The sequence below is a fragment of the Proteus sp. fly-1067 genome, from assembly GCF_040139345.1.
Taxonomy (GTDB): Bacteria; Pseudomonadota; Gammaproteobacteria; order Enterobacterales; family Enterobacteriaceae; genus Proteus; species Proteus vulgaris_B.
Genome location: NZ_JBEEUL010000006.1, coordinates 49,981 through 70,362, shown reverse-complemented (window position 1 = coordinate 70,362; position 20,382 = coordinate 49,981). Strand labels below are relative to the sequence as shown.

Annotated in this window: 19 protein-coding genes; 6 read left to right on the top strand and 13 right to left on the bottom strand. The window is 34.9% G+C overall.

Annotated features, from left to right (window positions below; genetic code table 11):
- Positions 1–40: 40 nt before the first annotated feature.
- The 4 genes from ABN217_RS10285 to gntR all read right to left on the bottom strand — a co-directional run bounded on the left by ABN217_RS10285 (position 41) and on the right by gntR (position 4,304).
- The gene (locus ABN217_RS10285; RefSeq protein WP_196554520.1) at positions 41–979 is read right to left on the bottom strand and encodes a methyl-accepting chemotaxis protein; all 939 of its coding nucleotides are present in this window, start codon (positions 977–979) and stop codon (positions 41–43) included.
- A gap of 151 nt (positions 980–1,130) precedes the next feature.
- Positions 1,131–2,468: a gluconate transporter gene (gntU, locus tag ABN217_RS10280; RefSeq protein WP_072069100.1), complete on the bottom strand. Its 1,338-nt coding sequence runs from the start codon at positions 2,466–2,468 to the stop codon at positions 1,131–1,133.
- The gene (gntK, locus tag ABN217_RS10275) at positions 2,465–3,019 is read right to left on the bottom strand and encodes a gluconokinase (protein WP_196554521.1); all 555 of its coding nucleotides are present in this window, start codon (positions 3,017–3,019) and stop codon (positions 2,465–2,467) included. The genes gntU and gntK overlap by 4 nt, the downstream gene beginning before the upstream one ends.
- 289 nt (positions 3,020–3,308) lie before the next feature.
- Positions 3,309–4,304 carry a gluconate operon transcriptional repressor GntR gene (gene gntR / locus ABN217_RS10270; protein WP_115350275.1) on the bottom strand — a complete coding sequence of 332 codons (996 nt, stop codon included), beginning with the start codon at positions 4,302–4,304 and terminating at the stop codon, positions 3,309–3,311.
- Positions 4,305–4,535: 231 nt separating this feature from the next.
- On the opposite strand from gntR, the gene ABN217_RS10265 reads away from it, so the two are divergent.
- The 6 genes from ABN217_RS10265 (at position 4,536) to ABN217_RS10240 (ending at position 11,229) form a co-directional block, all read left to right on the top strand.
- Complete coding sequence (locus ABN217_RS10265; RefSeq protein ID WP_349459373.1) at positions 4,536–5,567, top strand: iron ABC transporter substrate-binding protein; 1,032 nt, start codon at positions 4,536–4,538, stop codon at positions 5,565–5,567.
- Positions 5,564–6,562: a FecCD family ABC transporter permease gene (locus ABN217_RS10260; protein ID WP_349459371.1), complete on the top strand. Its 999-nt coding sequence runs from the start codon at positions 5,564–5,566 to the stop codon at positions 6,560–6,562. The genes ABN217_RS10265 and ABN217_RS10260 overlap by 4 nt, the downstream gene beginning before the upstream one ends.
- The gene (locus ABN217_RS10255; RefSeq protein WP_196554524.1) at positions 6,559–7,353 is read left to right on the top strand and encodes an ABC transporter ATP-binding protein; all 795 of its coding nucleotides are present in this window, start codon (positions 6,559–6,561) and stop codon (positions 7,351–7,353) included. Before ABN217_RS10260 ends, ABN217_RS10255 begins: the two co-directional genes overlap by 4 nt.
- Positions 7,340–8,164 (top strand): class I SAM-dependent methyltransferase, encoded by an 825-nt coding sequence (locus ABN217_RS10250; RefSeq protein ID WP_072069106.1) that lies wholly within the window; start codon positions 7,340–7,342, stop codon positions 8,162–8,164. The genes ABN217_RS10255 and ABN217_RS10250 overlap by 14 nt, the downstream gene beginning before the upstream one ends.
- Positions 8,161–9,009: a ModD protein gene (gene modD / locus ABN217_RS10245; protein ID WP_196554525.1), complete on the top strand. Its 849-nt coding sequence runs from the start codon at positions 8,161–8,163 to the stop codon at positions 9,007–9,009. The genes ABN217_RS10250 and modD overlap by 4 nt, the downstream gene beginning before the upstream one ends.
- A 273-nt stretch (positions 9,010–9,282) precedes the next feature.
- Positions 9,283–11,229 carry a TonB-dependent receptor plug domain-containing protein gene (locus ABN217_RS10240; protein ID WP_196554584.1) on the top strand — a complete coding sequence of 649 codons (1,947 nt, stop codon included), beginning with the start codon at positions 9,283–9,285 and terminating at the stop codon, positions 11,227–11,229.
- 101 nt (positions 11,230–11,330) lie between these two features.
- Here ABN217_RS10240 and ABN217_RS10235 read toward each other — a convergent pair whose 3' ends face one another.
- The 9 genes from ABN217_RS10235 to ABN217_RS10195 all read right to left on the bottom strand — a co-directional run bounded on the left by ABN217_RS10235 (position 11,331) and on the right by ABN217_RS10195 (position 20,379).
- Positions 11,331–12,356 carry an IpaD/SipD/SspD family type III secretion system needle tip protein gene (locus ABN217_RS10235; RefSeq protein ID WP_197269839.1) on the bottom strand — a complete coding sequence of 342 codons (1,026 nt, stop codon included), beginning with the start codon at positions 12,354–12,356 and terminating at the stop codon, positions 11,331–11,333.
- Positions 12,357–12,499: 143 nt separating this feature from the next.
- Entirely contained in the window at positions 12,500–13,876 is a 1,377-nt protein-coding gene (locus ABN217_RS10230; protein WP_231619354.1) for an IpaD/SipD/SspD family type III secretion system needle tip protein, read from the bottom strand.
- A gap of 3 nt (positions 13,877–13,879) precedes the next feature.
- Positions 13,880–14,722, bottom strand: coding sequence for a type III secretion protein (locus tag ABN217_RS10225; protein WP_196554527.1), 843 nt, complete (start codon positions 14,720–14,722; stop codon positions 13,880–13,882).
- A gap of 23 nt (positions 14,723–14,745) precedes the next feature.
- The gene (gene sctE / locus ABN217_RS10220; RefSeq protein ID WP_340893974.1) at positions 14,746–16,974 is read right to left on the bottom strand and encodes a type III secretion system translocon subunit SseC family protein; all 2,229 of its coding nucleotides are present in this window, start codon (positions 16,972–16,974) and stop codon (positions 14,746–14,748) included.
- On the bottom strand, positions 16,967–17,482 hold the full coding sequence (sicA, locus tag ABN217_RS10215) for a type III secretion system translocator chaperone SicA (protein ID WP_072069113.1): 516 nt from the start codon (positions 17,480–17,482) through the stop codon (positions 16,967–16,969). The genes sctE and sicA overlap by 8 nt, the downstream gene beginning before the upstream one ends.
- Before the next feature lie 150 nt (positions 17,483–17,632).
- Positions 17,633–18,694, bottom strand: coding sequence for an EscU/YscU/HrcU family type III secretion system export apparatus switch protein (locus ABN217_RS10210; RefSeq protein WP_197269838.1), 1,062 nt, complete (start codon positions 18,692–18,694; stop codon positions 17,633–17,635).
- Positions 18,687–19,460: a type III secretion system export apparatus subunit SctT gene (gene sctT, locus ABN217_RS10205; RefSeq protein WP_196554530.1), complete on the bottom strand. Its 774-nt coding sequence runs from the start codon at positions 19,458–19,460 to the stop codon at positions 18,687–18,689. The genes ABN217_RS10210 and sctT overlap by 8 nt, the downstream gene beginning before the upstream one ends.
- A 5-nt stretch (positions 19,461–19,465) precedes the next feature.
- A complete protein-coding gene (sctS, locus tag ABN217_RS10200) occupies positions 19,466–19,720 on the bottom strand; it encodes a type III secretion system export apparatus subunit SctS (RefSeq protein WP_196554531.1) in 255 nt (84 codons plus the stop codon).
- Positions 19,720–20,379 carry an EscR/YscR/HrcR family type III secretion system export apparatus protein gene (locus ABN217_RS10195; RefSeq protein WP_196554532.1) on the bottom strand — a complete coding sequence of 220 codons (660 nt, stop codon included), beginning with the start codon at positions 20,377–20,379 and terminating at the stop codon, positions 19,720–19,722. Before ABN217_RS10195 ends, sctS begins: the two co-directional genes overlap by 1 nt.
- Positions 20,380–20,382 lie beyond the last annotated feature (3 nt).

The following is a 20,382-nucleotide window of genomic DNA, read 5'->3' as shown; positions in this document are numbered from 1 at the left end:
CTTATCGCTCCTTTTTGTTTTTCTTGTTTTATTCATCAAGTTAGTAATTATCTGAGTTTAATAAAACATCAACATATTTGATAACATCAACGCTGGCTTGTTCCATTTGCTCTATATAGTGTGCAACCATTTCTTGATTATCTTCTATATTGGCCTTTAATGCTAAACGTCCACATTCATGCACTAACTTATGCGGCTGTTCTAAACGCCGAAAAGCCTCTGTACCTGCAAATTTCCGCCCATCACCTTGATAATACCATTTGCCTAAACGGCACTCTGTATGCTGATTAACACAGTGTTCATCATCATTATTCAATAAATGGATATAAATCGCTTCTTTCCATAAAACATGATCAAGTTTAACCGTATTAAAAAACTGTTGCATCGAAAGAAAGGTAAAAATATGTTTAAGCTCGCTAGCTTGTTCTGACAGTGACGTTAAATTTTGATGCCCTTCTTCAACCAGTGTTTTAACTTGTTGAACCTGCTGTTGGTTTTTTTCTGTGGTTGCTTTAACAGGAATAAAACGAGCACCTAAATTATTATTAATGCTGGCAATAGAAGAAGCTTGTTTCTGGATTTCTAATGATAATTTTTTCATCTCTTGGGCTAAGACTGAGAATCCCGCTCCTTCACGCCCGATGTGTCCAGCTTCAATTGCTGAATTAATTGATAAAATATTCGCCTGACTGGAAAGCCTATCAATATTGCTAGCACTATCTTTAATTTTTTTCAGCCAACTTGAAAAATCGTCTATCTCTTTTCGGCTATATGTAAAATGCGCATCCACTTCATTTAGAAATTGAGTCAATGATTGTGAGTTATCTAACATTTGGCTAAAGAGATGTTCCATTTCATCAAGCAAACTGAGCTTATTTTGTAGCTTATTACTTGATGCTAAAATTGAATCTCGAATAAGTGTGATTGTGTGAATATTGCAATCAGTGTGTTTAATAAAAAGCGAATTATAGTCAACCATAATATGACAACCCTAGTGTACCCACCGAAATAAAGAAACCTATAGGTTAATGAGAAATTTGGTATTTTCTGTCACATTTAATAGTTATTTATTGTAATGAAAAAAGGCGCGTCAAAAGACGCGCTAACAATGTGAAAATAAAGATTAGATATTAGAGAAAAGCGAAGAAGATCATGCCTATAACTGCACCTGTTGTACCCAGAATAGTCTCCATTAAAGACCATGTTTTTAAGGTTTGTGCTTCTGTCGCACCAGTAAATTTACCAAACAACCAGAAACCTGAGTCATTAACATGGCTAAGAATAATAGAGCCACCCGCGATACACACTGATAATGCCGCCATTTGTGCGCCACTGTAGCCCAACTCATTGATAACTGGTAAAACTAAACCTACTGCAGTTAAACACGCTACCGTTGCAGAGCCTTGAATAACACGCACAGCACCAGCAAGAATAAAACACGCCACCGCAATTGGCATACCTGCACCAATTAAAGCATTCCCTAATGCCGGACCAACACCTGAATCCACCAGCACTTGTTTAAAAACACCACCGGCACCCGTTACCAACAAAATGATCCCCGCAGGTTGGATTGCAGCAGAACAGATTTCCATTACTTTTTCTTTGCTCATACCACGACGAATAGCAAGACCGTAAATAGCCACTAAACAAGCCACAAGAATTGCGATAAATGGATGACCAACAAATTCAAGAATATTATATAACTGAGAACCTTCCTCAACGAAACGTGCGCCAATGGTTTTGCATCCCACTAACACTAAAGGCAATAACACAAGAGCAAGGCTAAAACCAAAAGAAGGCATTTTGTTTTGGCCCAGACTTGGTTCAGTTAAATCTTTTGGTAATTCTAAGGTAACGTAACGGCTAATAAAGTTACCGAAGATAGGGCCAGCTAGTAACATGCCCGGAATAGCCGCACATAAACCAATTAAAATCATCCAACCAAAATCAGCGTTCATTTGGTCAGCTAATAGCATCGGTGTTGGTCCCGGTAATAAGAAGGCGGCAGCACCTGCAACACCCGCAAACAGAGGGATAGCCATTTTCACCACATTGCCACCAGTACGACGAGCAACCGCAAATACAACACCAATTAATAAGACAACGGCAACATCAAAAAACAGAGGTAATGCACAAATTAAGCCTGCAATACCCAATGCGTAGTTAGCTCGTTTTTCACCAAAATATTTTAATAATCGGACTGCGATTTGGTCTAATGCCCCAGTTTCATGTAGCACTTTACCGAACATTGCACCCAGTGCGACCACGATAGAGAGGAAACCTAATGTTCCACCCATTCCGTTTTGCATAGTTTGTGTGATTTTTTCAAGTGGCATTCCAGAGAAAATACCTGCACCGATAGCAACAATCATCAATGCAATAAATGCATGCAAACGCGCATACATAACGAAAAAGAGTAATAATAGAACCGAGCCAACCGCAGTTAGCACAAGCGTTAATGTACTCATACTGTTTCCCCTTCAAAAGCCCCTTGTGTCACTGAATTTATTTTATTAATTGCACTTTCAATTACATCATCAAGTGGCATTGAAATATCAATTTCATACACATCATTTTCAGCGTTGGTTGGCTCTTCTAAGGTTTCAAATTGAGTCACTAACATTTGAGGTTTAAAGAAGTGCCCTTTACGTGCTTTTAAGCGGCTTTCAATCAGCTCATAGTCACCTTTTAAATATAAAAAGTGCAGGCATTGATTGCCGTCTCTTAACATATCACGATATTTTTTTTTCAATGCAGAACAGACAATTAGCGATACGCTATTCGTTCTTTGCATCGCAAAAGCAGCATCATTTAGTGCTTGTAACCAAGGTTTACGATCTTCATCATTTAAAGCGTGGCCTGATGCCATTTTAGTAATATTTGAGCGAGGGTGTAGAAAATCACCGTCTAAAAATGCAGCACCTGTACGTTGTGCCACACCACTTGCGACCGCAGATTTACCACTGCCTGATACCCCCATTAAGATGAAAACATGGTGTAGGGATTGGGTATCGTTCATAGAATGCTCCTTTAAGGCAGATATTAAGTCTTTTTTGTAATGTTACCCGTAACTGTTACGGGTAACATATCCGAAGTGGTAAGGTAAATACAACAACGAAGATCAACTAAGAAGTGAAAATGTGAGGCGACTCTCAAATGAAAGTAAGATGATCTACAAACTGACAACAAAATATTGGAGGAGTGACTCGATATTTATTTAAGGCTCAATAAAAAACCCTAATGTTCATTATTTCATAACACTAGGGTTATTAAATGATAAATCTAAACATTATCAATATATTAAATTCTTATATGCTTTCACCTGTAATAATGCGAAAACCAACATCAATAACTTGTCCTCGAGCAATTTTGCCTTTCATGCGTTTAAGCAATAAATCTGCTGCTTGTTGCCCCATTTCATCACGCGGAGTAAAGATACTCGCCAGACGAGGAGTCATTACTTGCCCCACGTCATGTCCGTGAAAACCTGAGATAGCAATATCATCAGGCACTGAAATACCTAAACGCTGGCACTCAAAAACAGCACCAATGGCGATATCATCATTGGTACAATAAAGCCCATCTAAATCGGGGTATTGCTTACGTGCAGCATGTAATAATTCAGCGCCTAACGAATACGACGAACTTTTTGGTGTCATTACACTACCTGTAGGTAAGCCTGCATTTTGCATCGCTTTCTCGTACCCGTTTAAACGCATTAGAGTACGTTCATCCTGCCTTGCACCAAGATAAATAACACGTTTACAGCCACGCTTGATCATTTCACTGACCATCTGTTGTGATGCATCAATATTGTCTAATCCCACAGCAGAGTCAAAACAAGGTGAAACGCTATCCATAATTTCCACCACTGGAATACCTGCTGTTTCTAGCATTTTTATTGTTTTTGGTGTGTGTGTTCTTTCTGCAAGAATAAGCCCATCAATATTATAAGAGAGCAATGAAAGTAGGCGTTCTTCTTCTTTTTCAGCACGATATCCATAGTGCGCTAACATAGTTTGATAGCCGTATTTATCTGTTACTGATTCAATACCACGAATAACTTCAGCAAAAACTTGGTTAGTTAAAGAAGGCAGCAATACCCCAATCGCATGGCTGGTAGAATTAGATAAGATATCAGGAGCACGGTTAGGAATATAATTAAGACTATCTAACTCGCGCGCAATTTTTTCTCGTAAAGCTTCGGAGACCTGTTCTGGGTTACGCAAAAAACGACTAACCGTCATTTTGGTGACACCAACACGTGAAGCTACATCCTGTAATGAGGGGCGTTTTTTCTTCATTTTATATCGCAACTATCCAAAAACATTCGTATTAATACGCGCTTTATTTTTCCAAGAACGCTGATTATAGCCTTACGTTATACACTATTTCGAATAAAGTTTTTCAGATGTGTGCACAGATTTGATTTTGACTGACTATCCCTTGACTTAAGCCAAAGGAAATATAGTATTCTTCGCTATATAATAAATGAAACAACGATACCGATATAAAACAATAAATAGTGTGAACTTATGGCGATCCACAGACGACAATTTCTAACTTACCTCACAACAATTGCGACATTATCTGCACTTCCACATTCGGTAAGAGCTGCGATAACCTCGCGTATTGCGGCACAATTCGGTCATATTCCGGCATCAACGGCAATCCATCGCGTGATCAGTGCTGGGCCTCCGACCGATCAATTATTGCTCGCATTAGCCCCTGAAAAACTATTAGGCTTCTCATCCCTTAATTTAGAGAAAAGCCCTTTATTTGCAGAGGACTTACGTAAATTACCCCGTTTAGGGCGTTTGTCAGGACGAGGAAGCACCTTATCTTTAGAAGCTTTACTAACGCTAGAACCCGATATCATTATTGATAGTGGAAATGTAGATGAAACCTATCGCTCATTAGCAAAACGAGTTTCTGATCAAACTGGTATACCTTATGTGTTAATTGATGGCACATTAAAAGATAGTCCTGCCCAATTGCGTCAAACGGGGGCTTTATTAGGGGTTACAGAAAGAGCAGAAACATTAGCGCAAATTGCAGAACGATACCTTAGTGATGCAGCCCTATTTGTTTCTGAACAAAAAGTGCGCCCGCGTTTTTATCTTGCTCGTGGCGCAAAAGGATTACAAACGGGAGCAAGACGCTCAATTCATACAGAAGCCATTGAGGCATTAGGTTTTGAAAACGTGGTAGATGTGCCCGATTTCACCGGGTTGACGGATGTATCACCTGAACAGCTGTTAATGTGGGATCCTGAAATTATCATCACACAAGATGAAAATGCCTATCAGCAAATAATGCAAGACTCTGTATGGAAAAGCCTCCAAGCCGTTAAAAACAAAAAAGTATTACTGTTTAAAGGCTTACCATTTGGTTGGTTAGATGGCCCTCCGGGTATTAATCGTTTAATGGGAATGCGTCGCCTACAAAGCCATTTCGATCCTCGAATCGAAAAACAAGTCGCTTACGATCTGCAAAACTATTTTGCTCATTTTTACCATACACAATTAAGTACTGAACAATGTCAGCAATTGCTGGGGTATACATGAGTCAATCGGCACGCATCACGCTTCTTTTTGCGTTATTTTCCATTATCACGTTAATTGCGATCACTAGTGGTAAGTATTCACTTACTACCAATGAGCTGTGGACTCTAGTGAGTAATAAATTAACTGGTAATGTGGAATACAGCCGAACTGAAACGGTCTTTTGGCAAATACGATTTCCTCGCGTTCTGGCTGCAATCTTAATTGGTGGAGGATTGGCGATTGCAGGTGCGGCTTATCAAGGCATGTTTCGTAACCCTTTAGTATCACCTGATATTCTTGGTGTTTCGTCTGGCGCTGGTGTCGGTGCAGTTTTAGGTATTTTTCTTGGACAATCCATGTTGTCGATTCAACTTTTCGCTTTTGCGGGCGGTTTATCAACCGTTGCTCTAGTCTACTTTATTTCAAGACTTGCGAAACAACATGATCCCGTACTTTCACTTGTATTAGTCGGTATTGCTATCAGTGCACTATGTGGCTCCGCAATCTCATTGATGAAAATTCTCGCCGATCCTTATACACAATTGCCTTCAATTACCTTTTGGCTCTTAGGTGGTCTTTCGACTATTACCGCTTCTGATTTACTTTCTGTCGCACCTTTAATGTTAGTGGGCTTTATTCCGTTAATTTTACTGCGTTGGCGTATGAATATACTCAGTCTCTCCGATGAAGAAGCCAGAACATTGGGTTTAAATGTCGAAGTTACACGACTTGTCTTTATTTTGTCTGCGACATTAATAACCGCAAGTGCGGTTTCTATTGCGGGCATTATTGGCTGGTTAGGTTTAATTGTGCCTCACATTGCCAGATTGTTAGTGGGTGCTAACTTTACCCAGCAACTCCCTGTTTCCTTGCTTGTTGGTGCTATTATGTTATTAATTACTGACACATTAGCCCGCACGATTGCCAATATTGAACTCCCATTAGGTATTTTAACCTCCGCCATTGGTGCGCCATTCTTCTTAATGTTATTGCTCAGAACGAGGAAAGGCACATGATCATTGCTAACGCCAATCGACTCTCCATTGGTTACAAAGGTAAACCCTTAATTAAAGATCTCTCCTTTCATATCAAACAAGGGCAAATAATTTGCTTATTAGGCGCCAATGGTTGCGGCAAAACGACATTGATGCGCACGTTATTAGGCCTAATACCTTGTATTGATGGTGAGATTAATATTGTGGGTAAAACACTAAGTGAGTGGTCACCAACAGAACTTGCCAAAATTGTGGCGTATGTTCCTCAAGCAACACATATTCCCTTTTCTTTCAATGTTATTGATATGGTTGTCATGGGTCGAGGCGCGCATCTCTCCTTTTTTTCGATGCCAAGCTCACAAGATAAAACAATGGCAATGGAAACCTTAGAAATGCTTTCGCTTTCTCATCTTACTTACCGAACTTTTGATACCTTAAGTGGCGGTGAAAAACAGATGGTACTCATTGCACGCGCTTTGGTACAACAACCCAAATTGTTGATTATGGATGAACCCGCAGCAAGCCTTGATTTTGGTAATCAAATCAAACTGCTTACCCAAGTTAACGCATTAAAAGCATTAGGGATCAGTGTTTTTATGTCTACACATCACCCCCAACATGCTGCTTCTTTGGCTGATGATGTCATTTTGCTGACACCTCATGTACCCGTTTTGCAAGATAGACCTGATATTTTGCTGACACCCGACAATTTAGCGCACCTTTATGGTGTACAACCAACAGATATTCAGGCGCATTTTCACGCATACTCTGATAATAAAAATGACCATAGGCAAGAATATGAACACAATTGAAACCACAGATTTTGCTGAACTTTATAAAAACCATATGGTACAGGCAGAAAGAACCAAAAAAGAGCCGGAACATTGGGATAAACGTGCTGAAAAAATGGCAGAAACCTGTGCCAACCCTAACGATCCCTATTTAATAAAATTTCGTGAAATGATGGATTTTACCGATGCTGAAACCCTATTAGATGTAGGTTGTGGCCCTGGCTCTATCAGTATTCATGTTGCAGATAAATTCAAAAAAACGATTGGTATTGATTACAGTACAGGGATGTTAGCGGTCGCTAAACGCAGAGCTGAACAAGCGGGCATCAACCACGCAGAATTTATAACGTGTTCATGGGAAGATAGCTGGGATACGCTTCCTCGTTGTGATATTGCCGTTGCTTCACGTTCAACATTAGTCATGGATTTAAAAACAGCGCTGTTAAAACTAAATCGCCAAGCTAAATTACGTGTTTATACCACTCACACAGTTTCGCCAACCTTTGTTGATCAACGCATTATTCGCTTACTGGGTCGAAATGTTCCTACTCTTCCAACGTACATTTATGCTGTGAATATGCTAAACCAAATGGGCATTCACCCTAAAGTGGATTACATCCGTAGCCGTAATTGCCAAAGCAATTTCAATAGTCTTGAACAATTTATTGAAGGTATTAACTTCTCCGTAGGGCCTTTAAGCGAAGACGAAATTACACGCCTAACAACTTACTATCATGAAAGTATTGAAAAAGGTATTTCCCTAATTTCACCAACTCGTGATTGGGCAATGGTTTCTTGGGATGTTGTTCCTGAAAGTGAGCTAACCCTATGATTTATTATCCTGATACCTTTCTTGATAATTTGTTGATGGAAGATATTCAATATGGTGATCTCACCAGCCGAGCACTGAATATTAGTAATCAACTGGGCACAATGACGTTTACACGCCGTGAAGCAGGTTGCGTCAGTGGGATCACTCTAGGTTGTCGCTTATTGGAAAAATTAGGATTAGTAGTAACCGCACATCAACAAGATGGTGATTTTGCTAATGCCGATGATTGTTTAATCACAGCTGAAGGTCGTGCTGATGCACTACATCAAGGCTGGAAAGTGGTACAAAATGTCCTTGAGTGGAGCTGTGGCGTGAGTGATTATATGGCAAGAATGCTAGATATTTATCACCGCTATCAACCTAAAGGGCAAATTGCGTGTACACGTAAAAATATCCCTAATACTAAATTACTGGCGACCCAAGCCGTACTAGCGGGCGGTGGTGTCATTCATCGTCAAGGTTGCTCTGAAACTATTTTGCTCTTTACTAACCATCGTCGATTTTTATCAGAGCCAAATAATTGGGCGCAACATGTTAAGCAGTTACGCCAAGCTGCACCTGAAAAATGCATTGTTGTAGAAGTTGATAATATTGAACAAGCAAGAGAGGCGTTAAAAGCACAGCCTGATATTTTACAGCTCGATAAGTTCTCTATTGAAGATATCGCACTGCTACAACAAGAAGTGCCACATATTGCACCACATTGTCATCTTTCTGTTGCTGGCGGTATTAACCTCAATACTATCGAAAAATATGCACAAACGGGCATTACCTTGATGGTAACGTCTTCACCTTATTATGCTCCACCTACGGATATTAAAGTTCGTCTTTACAAAAAAGATTAAATAAAAATAATAACTTATAAGTAAGTGAATATTTACATATTTAATTAATAATAAATAAACACAACATCAATTCAATGTAACAGAAGTGATAACAAGGAAATAGTTGTAGTGGCATAGAAGAACATCTTTGCTGAACTTCTTTTATATGAGTTTGTTGCTTTATTTTATAAAAAAACCGAGTGCTAACAAATGTAGCACTCTTTTTATTCATTTATTTTTACGCATATCGTTATATAAAAAATCACATATAGATTATAAACTGAGATTGAAATGATGAAATTAAAACCTCTATGCTACTGTTTATCTCTTGCTCTCTTACCCAGTATTGCACTTGCTGACACCACTTATGGACAACCCACTCCCGACTTATTAACCGTATGGAGTAGCCCAATTGCAGCAAATCCAGATATATTGACGCAAGAACAAATGCTTGAACAAAATAAGGTCAATGCGGCGCAAGCAATTTCAACATTACCCGGTGTTGTAATGCAAAAATCGGGTAACCGTAATGAATACACCTTTAAAGTGCGTGGGTTTGATAGCCGCCAAGTGCCTGTATTCTTTGATGGTATTCCAACTTATGTTCCTTACGATGGCAACTTAGACTTGGCACGTTTTACCACAAACGATCTGGCAAGCATTGAAGTCAACAAAGGCTATACCTCATTATTGCAAGGCCCTAACTTAATGGGAGGGGCAATTAATATCACCACTGCGACGCCGAAAAAACCCTTAGAAGGAAGCATTGCTTATTCTCAAGGTTTTGCTCGTGGTGCTGATTATGCACACAATATGAGTGCACGCTTAGGTGTACGTAATGATTTAGGATTTATTCAAATCAGTGGTAGCCAATTAAAACAACGTTTTACTCCAATTCCCGGTGCTGATGAAAATAATGCGGCGGCAGGCACTCATGGACGTCGTGATAATTCAGCAACAAATGATAAACGTGGCATGATCAAAGTGGGTTGGACACCACGCGCTTCTGACGAATATACCCTAACTTATGTAAAACAAGACGGTGAAAAAAATAGCCCGCCATCCACATTAGGCAAAGGTAAATTTAAATATTGGGCATGGCCAGATTACAACAAAGAAAGCTATTACTATAGCGGCACTACTCAAATTACTGATGGTATGAAATTACAAAGTCGTGCTTATCACGATAAATTTGAAAATACCCTTTATATGTACCCTAAAAAAGGCGATACACCTGATTACAGTCACTATGACGACTACAGTACCGGTGCCGCATTACAATTAGCTATCGATACTCGTGATAATGATCTACTCTCTTTCGCTGCTCACTGGAAAGATGACGTTCACCGTTCTCAGAAAGAGAAAAATGGTGATTGGATGCGTTATAAAGATAGAACGTGGTCTTTAGCAACAGAATATCAATGGGCTGCCACGAATGATCTCGATTTAGTGGGTGCAATTAGCTATGACTGGCGCGATAGCGTTGAGACTGATAAAGGCGCTGATGATAACAAGCAAACGGCCTTTAACTGGGAAATGATGGCGAAATACTCGTTAGCCAATAATGACAATGTTCGTTTCTCTGTGTCTGATCGCAGCCGTTTCCCTACACAAAAAGAGCGTTATACCACTGAAAAACCTAAAGATGGCTCTAAAGGGATCATCAATCCAGATTTAGATCCTGAACGTGCATTATCTTTCGACTTAACCTATGAAGGGCACATTACAGATAAATGGGGTTACCAAACCAGTATTTACTATAACCGAGTCAGTGATGCGATTATGGCACATACTGTTTACCGTGGTGGCAACGCATTCTTTCAAAACCAAAATAGTGGACGTGTTGACTATATTGGGCTTGATTTAGGTACTAAAGGTAATGTGACAGATTGGTTAGAGCTAGGCTTAAATTACAGCTATATCCATAGCGATCCTAAACAAATAGCACACGTTGAAGGTTTACCAAAACATAAAGCCTATATGTGGATAACATTTATTCCTGCTGAACAGGTTCGCTTTACCATTATGGAAGAAGCACAAAGCTGGACCTATAACCGCATTGATGAAAATGACAAACTGACAGGTTATGCCAAAACTGACCTTCGTTTAGATTATGATTTTGGATATGGTGTTTCTGCTAATGCTTCTGTAAATAATCTTTTTGATAAGTCTTATGAATATACTCAAGGTTATATGGAAGATGGCCGTAATTATTGGTTAGGTATGGAATATAAATTCTAATTTGCATTATTCTTTGTAAAGTGAAAAGCGGATAGTTATTTTCTATCCGCTCTTTTTATCCCTAAAAAATCGCATTATCCATAATTTTACTCTATCTATATTTAAAAACGTAAAAAACCTTTAGCCATTTCTAATAATGTATTCATTGTGCTACTCACTATTTTAACAAAATTATCATAATTACTATTTGCTGAACTATATTTTTTAGATAACTCATCAAGATTAGTATTAATATTTTTCTCGAAAGCATCTAATGTCTTTTTCAAAAGATCAAATTCAGTTTGTAAAATATCATGAGGAAATGAATCCATTTTCATTAAATAATCAATTAATTTATCCAGAGATGAAACATCAATACTGGCACTAAAACCAAATGAGATATCTGGCGGTATAGAGTTATCTTTTTTTTCTGATTTAACACCTTTTATTTCATTTAATAATTTGTCTAAGGCATTAACCGCACTATCAACGTTATAATTATTTTCATAATATATTTCTTCATCTTTAACATCTCGATGAAAATGCCCTTGTGCATCTTTTGTAAAAGACATGGATAAATTAAAGAAATTCCTTGCGGCTTTATCTCTGAGATCCAGTAAATTATTCAATAAATCATTAATATCGATATTAATATAACCGTCTTTACTCCCAGCTTTAACTGCATCACTCAGTAAAGCAAGAATTTCTCTTAGTTCTTTCACAAACTCCATATACTTTGCAAATATATCTTTTAAAACATCAAGATAATCATTTTTACCTGCAACTATAGATTGTTTTACATCATTAAAAAGATCAAACAATGAATCGGTCGAGTACTCTTTTTTAAGAGCATTATCGTGTAAGCTCCGAGATAATGTATTCAAATCATTCAATGCTTTTTTTTCTATCATTTTTGATTGAACATACATATTATCATTGATATATGATCTCTGTTTCTCTGTAAAATTATTTTCTTCATAATAAGAATTGTTAATATTTTTACTTTCTTTTTTTATATCCTCTAAAGAATAATAAATATTATTTAAAAAATTTTCCACTTCTTCATCATGCGGAATCGGATTAGAATATAAATTTAAGGATATTTTATGATCAACATGATAATTGTTGACATCAATAGCGGTAGCCATAACCTAACCTCTTATATTATTAATAATAAAAGAAGCAACTTAGAATTAATATATTCCAAAGTTGCATGTTAAGTAGCAGCATTATTAAGTCTTTTTATAAAGTCAAAAATGAGTCTTAATTATTATTTTTTATCAATCTAAAGTTAATATCGTAAAAATCCTTTTGCCATTTCAAGTAGAGTATTCATGGTACTACTGATTATTTTGATAAAATTATCATAATTACTATTTGCTGAACTAAACTTTTTAGAGAGCTCATCCATATTCACATTAATTCTTTTCTCTACAGAATCTAATGACTTTTTAAATAAATCAAATTCAGTTTGCAATTTATCATGATATATATTGCTATTTTTTATTTTATTATCATTTTCCTCAATAATTTTTCCCATCTCTTCATCAATATCAATCAACGGTATTATAAATCCTTTATAATCTTTAGATTTTATTATTTCTGCTCTTCGATTTACTTCAAGTGCTCGATCTTTTACCAATGACTCTCTTTTCTCTTTTAATTTTGTCTCTGATAAAACCCCCAGTGAAGCAAGATAAGGTTCAAAAAGATCCATCAATTTATCAATATCAGAAAAATCAATTGAACACAGACACTCTATGTCAATATCACAATTATCAGGCAGTAATAGCGCCCTTTGATTCATCTCTTTATTTAATGGATATTCTTTTTTGTCTTTTTCCAACTCTTCAGTTTTAATAGGAGGAGACGTCTCCCTTTCAACTAATGTATTTTTATCTAATTTCACAGGAAAATGTGATAGTGTAATATTAATACCTTTTATTCCTTTTAAAATCTTCTCCACTGATTTAATTGAAGTTTCTACTTGATTTTTATTTTTGTAAAAAATTTCATTATTATTAAATTGACGGTGATATTTTCCATCACCTAAATAAGAAAATAGCATTCTATTATAGAAAAAAGAATCTTTCTCCCTCATGCTTTTATATTTTTTTACAACAGAATTTAATCCCTCATAGAATTTCACATAATTAATCGCAATGTATCCATCTTTTTTTCCTGCTTTTGTATATTGACTTAATGAAGAAATGGCTTCTCGTAACTCTTTAACATAGTCCATATAATTAGAGAAAATAGATTTCAATATATCTAAATAGCCATGTTTACCCACTACGATAGATTGTTTAACTTCATTAAAGAGATCGTGCAGTGAATCTGTCGTTGATTTGCCCGATGGAGGGGCTTTTTCTATTATCGACGATATCTTATTAATCTCTTGAATTATTTTTTTATTATTAAAACAATTTTTATCATATTTCCTCTTTAAAATAAGAGATGATTCTTGAGAGTTAATACTTATATTTTCTTTACTATTTAACCCTTTATCAATATAGATATCTTTATATTCTTGCTGTATCTTTTCTAATAATTCACAAACTTCTTTTTCAGAATAGTGACGCTTAGATCCACTGATATCATTGATTTCTAAAGTAGAATAACTATCAAAATGTGTATTAGCACCCCCTTGATAAATAACTTTATGCATTATTTATCCTCTTACATTGGAGCCAATAGAAGAAGCGGCATCTTGATTTGCGTGAATAATAGCTTCAATCGCTTGTAATAATGCTTTGATAATTTCAGCGACTTCACGCTGGAGCTCATTATTATTATTAATAACATGATTGGTTGTACTACTGCGAGCCTCTAATATTTTTTGTTCACCATCAATTTTGATCGCATTAATTTGTAATGATTGATCCGCAATACGCGCTAAAGGATCGGCAGTCGCCGTTATTAATGTCCCTTTCACCATCATCGGATTAGAGTGACCAATGAGCTCTTTCCCCATACCTTTAATGGAAGTAAAGGCGCCTAAACCATGGATCGTCATTGACACAGCTGCACTGCTAATTGCCGCAGTTAGCATAATACTGGCTTTTTTATTAAGGTTATCCTTCATCTGATCTGCCATATTGAGTTCAACCGTCATCAAAGTTGCCCCTAATTCTCTTGATGCTTCAAATTTCTTTATCATTGCCTCTAAATATTTAACAATGAGGTTAATTAAATTCATCATTTCATCTGAAATAAAATTAAATTGTCCCGTATTTTTTATAATTTTATTTTTATCTATAGGAAGATTAACATCCAACTCATCTAATAATATTTTTATATTAGGTTTCTTAATTTCAGGTTCAGATAAAACAGGAATAGTTTGATTAATATCTTTTTTGGCATTTTCAATTAAAACTTTCAATTTATTAGTGAGGCTACTTTCCGATCTATTATATTCTATTTTCACCTCATCAATATTTAAATTAACATCTTCATTTTGATAGTTAGTATTAATTCTATTTTCATTTGATGGACTAATGCTTGGCGTTGCCATATAAACCTCTTGTTTATTCTAATTTAGAAAGACATATTTCTTATCATATCTGATTTTGCTTTATTACTTATTGAAGATTGCTGACTCATATTTTTTAATATCTCAGTAATGGCATCAATATTTTCATGATAACTTTCCATGATCTTATCCATTAATTTTTGAATAAGATCTAATATTGCCTCTATTTTTTTACTATCTGCGATTGATTGTAATATCTTTGTCGAGATGGTTGTGCTGTAAATATTAACGGCATTTATTGCTGTTGAATTCACTAATTTAGAAACAACGACGGTTCTATTTAGCATAGTCAATGCTTTATCAGATATTTCTTTAGCTAGTAGCTTATTAATTTTCTCCATCACTTTTTCAAAAGTTTCGATAATAATTTCTTTGATCATCTTACCTAACATTGCTTCTAGAGAATCATGCAATACTTTTTTTAGCGTATCTCGCATCTGTTGGTTCACTATTTTCTTTGCAACTCCAGATATTGCATTAGCAGCAGAACCAACAATAAAACTTAATCCAATTGCGGCAACAAATAACGCGGTAGTGATTAAAATCTTTAATGCGATTTTTATTTTATCTTGTATCGCGGCTTTTAATTCATTGACTATTTTTTCTAAGCCAATATTTTTTAATACGTCTAATGTAGAGTTAAGCGCATCAGCGAGAAAATCAACAATGCTATCTATTGCGCTCATTACGGCTTCTGAAATGGGCCCCATTATTTCATCCATAAAGGATTTGTTGTTTACCGCCTGATAAACCTCATCAGCAACCGTTAAAGCCACATCAGCAACAAATAGTGCAACTGCAATTCCCATTAGCGCCATCGAAGCGCCTGCTGTAAAAACAGAAGCAATCCCAGCAACTAAAGTCAGTAATCCACCTAATATTTTTAAACCAATACCTGCCCAAAATTGAATTTCTTCTTGTTTTTTTATTTGTGCTTTTTGATCTTCTATTTTATCTTTTAATGATTTTTCGGTCACGTCCTGCATTTCATCAAATAGCTTTTGCTCGCCTTCAGAGCGTTGTAGCATGACTTTCAATGTTAGCTCTCTTGTTTTTGCTAATAGAAAAGTCAGTAGCGCCATACCTGACAATGTGTCAGACATAATCTCAAGCTCTAATGCACTTTGAGATACGGTTAATTCACGATAAACCTCTTTTGCTTGCTCAAGCTTTGTTTTTATTGATTCATTTTCTTTTTTATTAATTAATGCTTTTAATTCATCAGTATGAGACGTTATTTTATTTATTTTATCTTCACTGAGTGAAACATCAGGCATGTATTTAAAAGCATCTTCAAAAAAATGAAATAACTGATTGTATAATTTATCTAGATCATCCAATGAAATATTAGAAATATCATTAGGTAGATCTAAGAATGGAAAAGTTTTTTTAAGTAAACTTTCCATATCTGATTTTGATTTAATATTATCTGATAATAATTCGTTAATAAGTGATTTAGGGATATTTTTATTCTTTAAAAAATTATAAACATCTTCTTCTGTTTTGAAATTATTGTTTTTTATTTGATTAAAAATTTCCATCCAATAATCAACAAGAGCATCTTTATTGTTTTTAATTTCATTTAATATTTTTCGAAAATCATCCCTTAATCCATTAATACCTTTGGATAATCTATCTAGCTTATCCATATAATATTCAAGTTTATCGGGATCTTTAATCCTATCTAATACATTTTGATGAATAATATTTTGATATGAGAGTTGTAAAAATAAAAAATCATAATCTTTATTTGATTTTTTACTTTCTGAAGGTGCAGAAATAAAAGAAGGAGAGTGTGAAACATTTTTTCCAGCGAATTGAGTCTCCTTATTTTCATCATAGTCATTCTTTTTATTGACTTGAATATTATCTTTTTTTTCTTCTACATGTGAAAAAACCTGTCTATTTTGATCAATTTCACCTTTATTATTGTTATGTTCGTCAATACCTGTTTTTGTTTTTTGAGTAGAAAATGATTTTGTTTTAAATTGAGATTCATTTTCGAAATCAATTCGTTGAGTTATTCTTTTACTCTCAACAGGTAGTCTAAGAATCGGTGCTAACGTTTGATCATCTTTACCTTTAAGTTGTAAAGAGACAATATGCTCACTCGACGCGTTAATTCGTTGTGCTTGTTGGGTTGATCCTTTAGTCACCTTTTCCACTTCCATTGAAGGAAGTGGAATAGAATTAATCATATTATCAGATCTATTAGTTTTATATATTTCACTCATGTTGTTCTTCCTTATTTTCATCAAGAATGATAAGAGGAACATCTTTTAATGATTCTAAATAGATTAATGCTCTTTCTTTTATTGATTCATCATTAATGTTTTTTGAAACCTGATCAAAACAATATTTTGCTTTTTCTTTATCACCTAAAGATAAATTACATTGTCCAGCATAAAAAACAGGTCGATAATCTTTTTTAGCATTTAAATAAGCAAGTGCATAAAAATCAATAGCAGGTTGATATTGTCTTTTTAGTTGTTTAACTGCGGCTAATCCCATAATGTAATCGACATTATAGAAATCATAGAGGCATAAAAATTTGAAAATAGCCTCAGCTTCATCCAGTTTTCCTTTCTGGTAGAAGTCATAAGCAAATGAATAAATTCCTTCCATAAATCCTTCTGGAATAGCACCTTCATCCTTGATTGATGTTCCATTTTGAACAATGGAAACAATATAGTTTGCTAATTGATCAAGTTCTTTTTTTGACATTTTTTCATGTAATGACATTATTTTAATCCTTTCATCGATGATGAATAATTAATAGTAAAATTCTAGGATGATTATTAATTAATTACTTTAATAAAACACACGCCTATATTTATAAATACAAATGCATTATTTTTATAATTAAAACATCGAATGCATCACGTAAAGCAATCAATAATTTGTATAATCCATCTCTTCTCTTAATAATCCTTCATTTTCTATTCTCTTAAGCCAAATAAGAATATCCATAACATCTAATAAATCTTGATCTATCATTACATCAAATAAATGATATTTATGATAAATTTTTCTCGCCAGCTCAGGATAACGAACAATAGGCGTTCCCACTTTTTTAGCATAAGCTTTCACTGCCAATGCTTTATCATTAATACAACTCAATGAAACTAAAGGCATAATGCCATTATCAGGATCAAAATAGATACCAACCGCCACATGGGTTGGATTGACAATAACGGCAGATGAATCCCGGATCACTTTTTTCATGGGTTCATCAAGTAATTCCTGATGGAACTGTCGTCGAGTTGATTTTATTTCAGGATCACCTTCCATATTCTTATATTCTTGTTTAACTTCATGTTTTTCCATCATCATATCTTTCATAAAGATAAAGAAATCAGCAATAATATTTAAAATAAGAATAGGTATTGAAAGAATAAAAAATACAAATACAAAATTAACGACTAGTGAACACCATTTATCAACAATAATATTTAAACTCGAGCGGTATAATATAAATATTTCCGTACTATGTAAAATAATAAAAACATAACAAGTAATTAAAAATATAACTATAAATAATAATGTTTTTAAAAGATCTTTTATTGTTCTTATGCTAAATATTTTTTTAAATCCAGATATTGGATTAATATGATTAATATCAATTTTAATGGCTTCAGTCGCAAGCTTAAATCGTGAACTAAATAAAGAAGGGATCGCACCAGATAAAAAAGTTACCAGTAAGATGGGTAAAACAATATCAAAAAAGAGTCGATAGATAACACCTGTATAGCTCTTTAATGTAATATTCATTGGATTGAGTAACAATGATTGATAAAAGCGACTAAATTCATCTAAATTTACTTGATGAAATAAATATATAACACCAATAAGATAGACAAGCCCTGATGTCAGCTCTTTACTCTTAAAAATTTGCCCTTTTTTTGCAGAGTCATCGAGTTTTTTCTGGGTGGGCTTTTCTGTTTTTTCAGCCATGATAAATACTCATAAAAATCGTATAAAAGTATCTATTATTAAAAAATTCATAAAGCTCTGTGGTCATCGCCGAAGTAAAGAAAATCAGTAATGATATAAAGGCAATAATTCCTTTTATACATAATGATAGTGAAAATGCATTTAGCTGAGGACAAAATAAAGAATAAACCCCCAATGCCACTTCGCTCAAAAACATAATAATCAGTACAGGTGAAACCAAAACAAGCGCAGTACAAACCATATTATTTAGCCAGTTACCAATGAAAGAATAACCAATTTCTTTGTTAAAATAGCCAATAGGAAATACATCATAGCTATCTTTTATCGTACTCATTAATAAGGTTAGCCCGCCTGTCGATAAAAAATAGGCAGCACAAAATAAACCCGTTAATGAAGCGAATTCAGAAGACTCAATTCCCGTAGTTGGATTGATAGTATCCCCAATACTAGCGCCCCGTTGGTTATCAATAAACTCGCCAAATGCAGACGCAATCCAAAATGGAGTGGCAAAAAGAATCCCAATTAAAACGCCAAGAAGTAATTCACTTAATAATATTATCTCCCATATATTTCTTACTTCATCTGTAATAATAATGTTGGGTCTAATTCCCATAGCGATATAAAAAATAATGATATATTTTAATAATTGGCTATTAAGAATACGACTATTTAAAAAAGGAATAAAAAGAAAGATAGGAAATAATCTTGCGACAAGTAAAAAAAGATCAACTAAATAAGTCTGTATATACCCTAGCAGTATTAACATATTATTTATCCTGCAAATCCTAGCGCCATCATCTCTTTTGCATACACTAATATTTTATCACCCATCCACCCCATAGTGACTAATAAGCAAACAAAAACGCCAACAAGTTTTACACCAAAAGGCAATGTCTGTTCTTGTATTTGTGTAATGGTCTGTAATAAACCAATCGCCAATCCAATGAATGTCGCAATGGCAATAGGTCCTGCTGAAAGTAATATCACTAAATAAACGGCTTTATTTGCCGCATAAACCATATCCATTACCTTACCGCCATGAGTTCAAGATATTGATTAATTAGTCCTTTAGCTAATAGAGTCCAACCATCCATAGCGATAAATAAAATTAATTTTAACGGCACTGATAATGTGATTGGGCTCATCATCATCATCCCCAACGCTAATAAAATACAAGAAACAACTAAATCAATAACAATAAAAGGTAGATAAAGATAAAAACCAATAATAAAGGCAGATTTTATTTCACTTAATGCATATGCGGGAAGTAGTGATAACAACGATTTTTCTATATTTTCTTTCTCGCCATAGCTATCAGGTCGATTGCCTTGTGCTTGTTCAAAAAAATCTAATAATTCAGGATCAGAATATTTGTACAAATATTGTTTATATTCCTCTAATGCATCATCAGAAAATCGCTCAAAAGAATCGGGAGAGGTTATATCAACCGGATTTTCAATAAGATATTGATAGGTATTTTTTGCTATTGGTGTCATAACAAACAAAGCCATCATTAATGCAATTGCATTGAGTACCATATTAGAAGGCACTTGCTGAACACCTAAAGCATTACGAGTCATAACAAGTACGATTGAAAATTTTAAGTAGCAGGTTCCAGCAGCAATAATAAAAGGAGCTAATGTTGCTAGTGCTAACGTTAAAATGAGCGTTGTTGAGCTTTCCATATA

Excerpts from the sequence above, each read along its gene's own strand:
- ABN217_RS10285 (WP_196554520.1), bottom strand. The coding sequence starts at position 979 with ATGGTTGACTATAATTCGCTTTTTATTAAACACACTGATTGCAATATT.
- gntU (WP_072069100.1), bottom strand. The coding sequence starts at position 2,468 with ATGAGTACATTAACGCTTGTGCTAACTGCGGTTGGCTCGGTTCTATTA.
- gntK (WP_196554521.1), bottom strand. The coding sequence starts at position 3,019 with ATGAACGATACCCAATCCCTACACCATGTTTTCATCTTAATGGGGGTA.
- gntR (WP_115350275.1), bottom strand. The coding sequence starts at position 4,304 with ATGAAGAAAAAACGCCCCTCATTACAGGATGTAGCTTCACGTGTTGGT.
- ABN217_RS10265 (WP_349459373.1), top strand. The coding sequence starts at position 4,536 with ATGGCGATCCACAGACGACAATTTCTAACTTACCTCACAACAATTGCG.
- ABN217_RS10260 (WP_349459371.1), top strand. The coding sequence starts at position 5,564 with ATGAGTCAATCGGCACGCATCACGCTTCTTTTTGCGTTATTTTCCATT.
- ABN217_RS10255 (WP_196554524.1), top strand. The coding sequence starts at position 6,559 with ATGATCATTGCTAACGCCAATCGACTCTCCATTGGTTACAAAGGTAAA.
- ABN217_RS10250 (WP_072069106.1), top strand. The coding sequence starts at position 7,340 with ATGAACACAATTGAAACCACAGATTTTGCTGAACTTTATAAAAACCAT.
- modD (WP_196554525.1), top strand. The coding sequence starts at position 8,161 with ATGATTTATTATCCTGATACCTTTCTTGATAATTTGTTGATGGAAGAT.
- ABN217_RS10240 (WP_196554584.1), top strand. The coding sequence starts at position 9,283 with ATGAAATTAAAACCTCTATGCTACTGTTTATCTCTTGCTCTCTTACCC.
- ABN217_RS10235 (WP_197269839.1), bottom strand. The coding sequence starts at position 12,356 with ATGGCTACCGCTATTGATGTCAACAATTATCATGTTGATCATAAAATA.
- ABN217_RS10230 (WP_231619354.1), bottom strand. The coding sequence starts at position 13,876 with ATGCATAAAGTTATTTATCAAGGGGGTGCTAATACACATTTTGATAGT.
- ABN217_RS10225 (WP_196554527.1), bottom strand. The coding sequence starts at position 14,722 with ATGGCAACGCCAAGCATTAGTCCATCAAATGAAAATAGAATTAATACT.
- sctE (WP_340893974.1), bottom strand. The coding sequence starts at position 16,974 with ATGAGTGAAATATATAAAACTAATAGATCTGATAATATGATTAATTCT.
- sicA (WP_072069113.1), bottom strand. The coding sequence starts at position 17,482 with ATGTCATTACATGAAAAAATGTCAAAAAAAGAACTTGATCAATTAGCA.
- ABN217_RS10210 (WP_197269838.1), bottom strand. The coding sequence starts at position 18,694 with ATGGCTGAAAAAACAGAAAAGCCCACCCAGAAAAAACTCGATGACTCT.
- sctT (WP_196554530.1), bottom strand. The coding sequence starts at position 19,460 with ATGTTAATACTGCTAGGGTATATACAGACTTATTTAGTTGATCTTTTT.
- sctS (WP_196554531.1), bottom strand. The coding sequence starts at position 19,720 with ATGGATATGGTTTATGCGGCAAATAAAGCCGTTTATTTAGTGATATTA.
- ABN217_RS10195 (WP_196554532.1), bottom strand. The coding sequence starts at position 20,379 with ATGGAAAGCTCAACAACGCTCATTTTAACGTTAGCACTAGCAACATTA.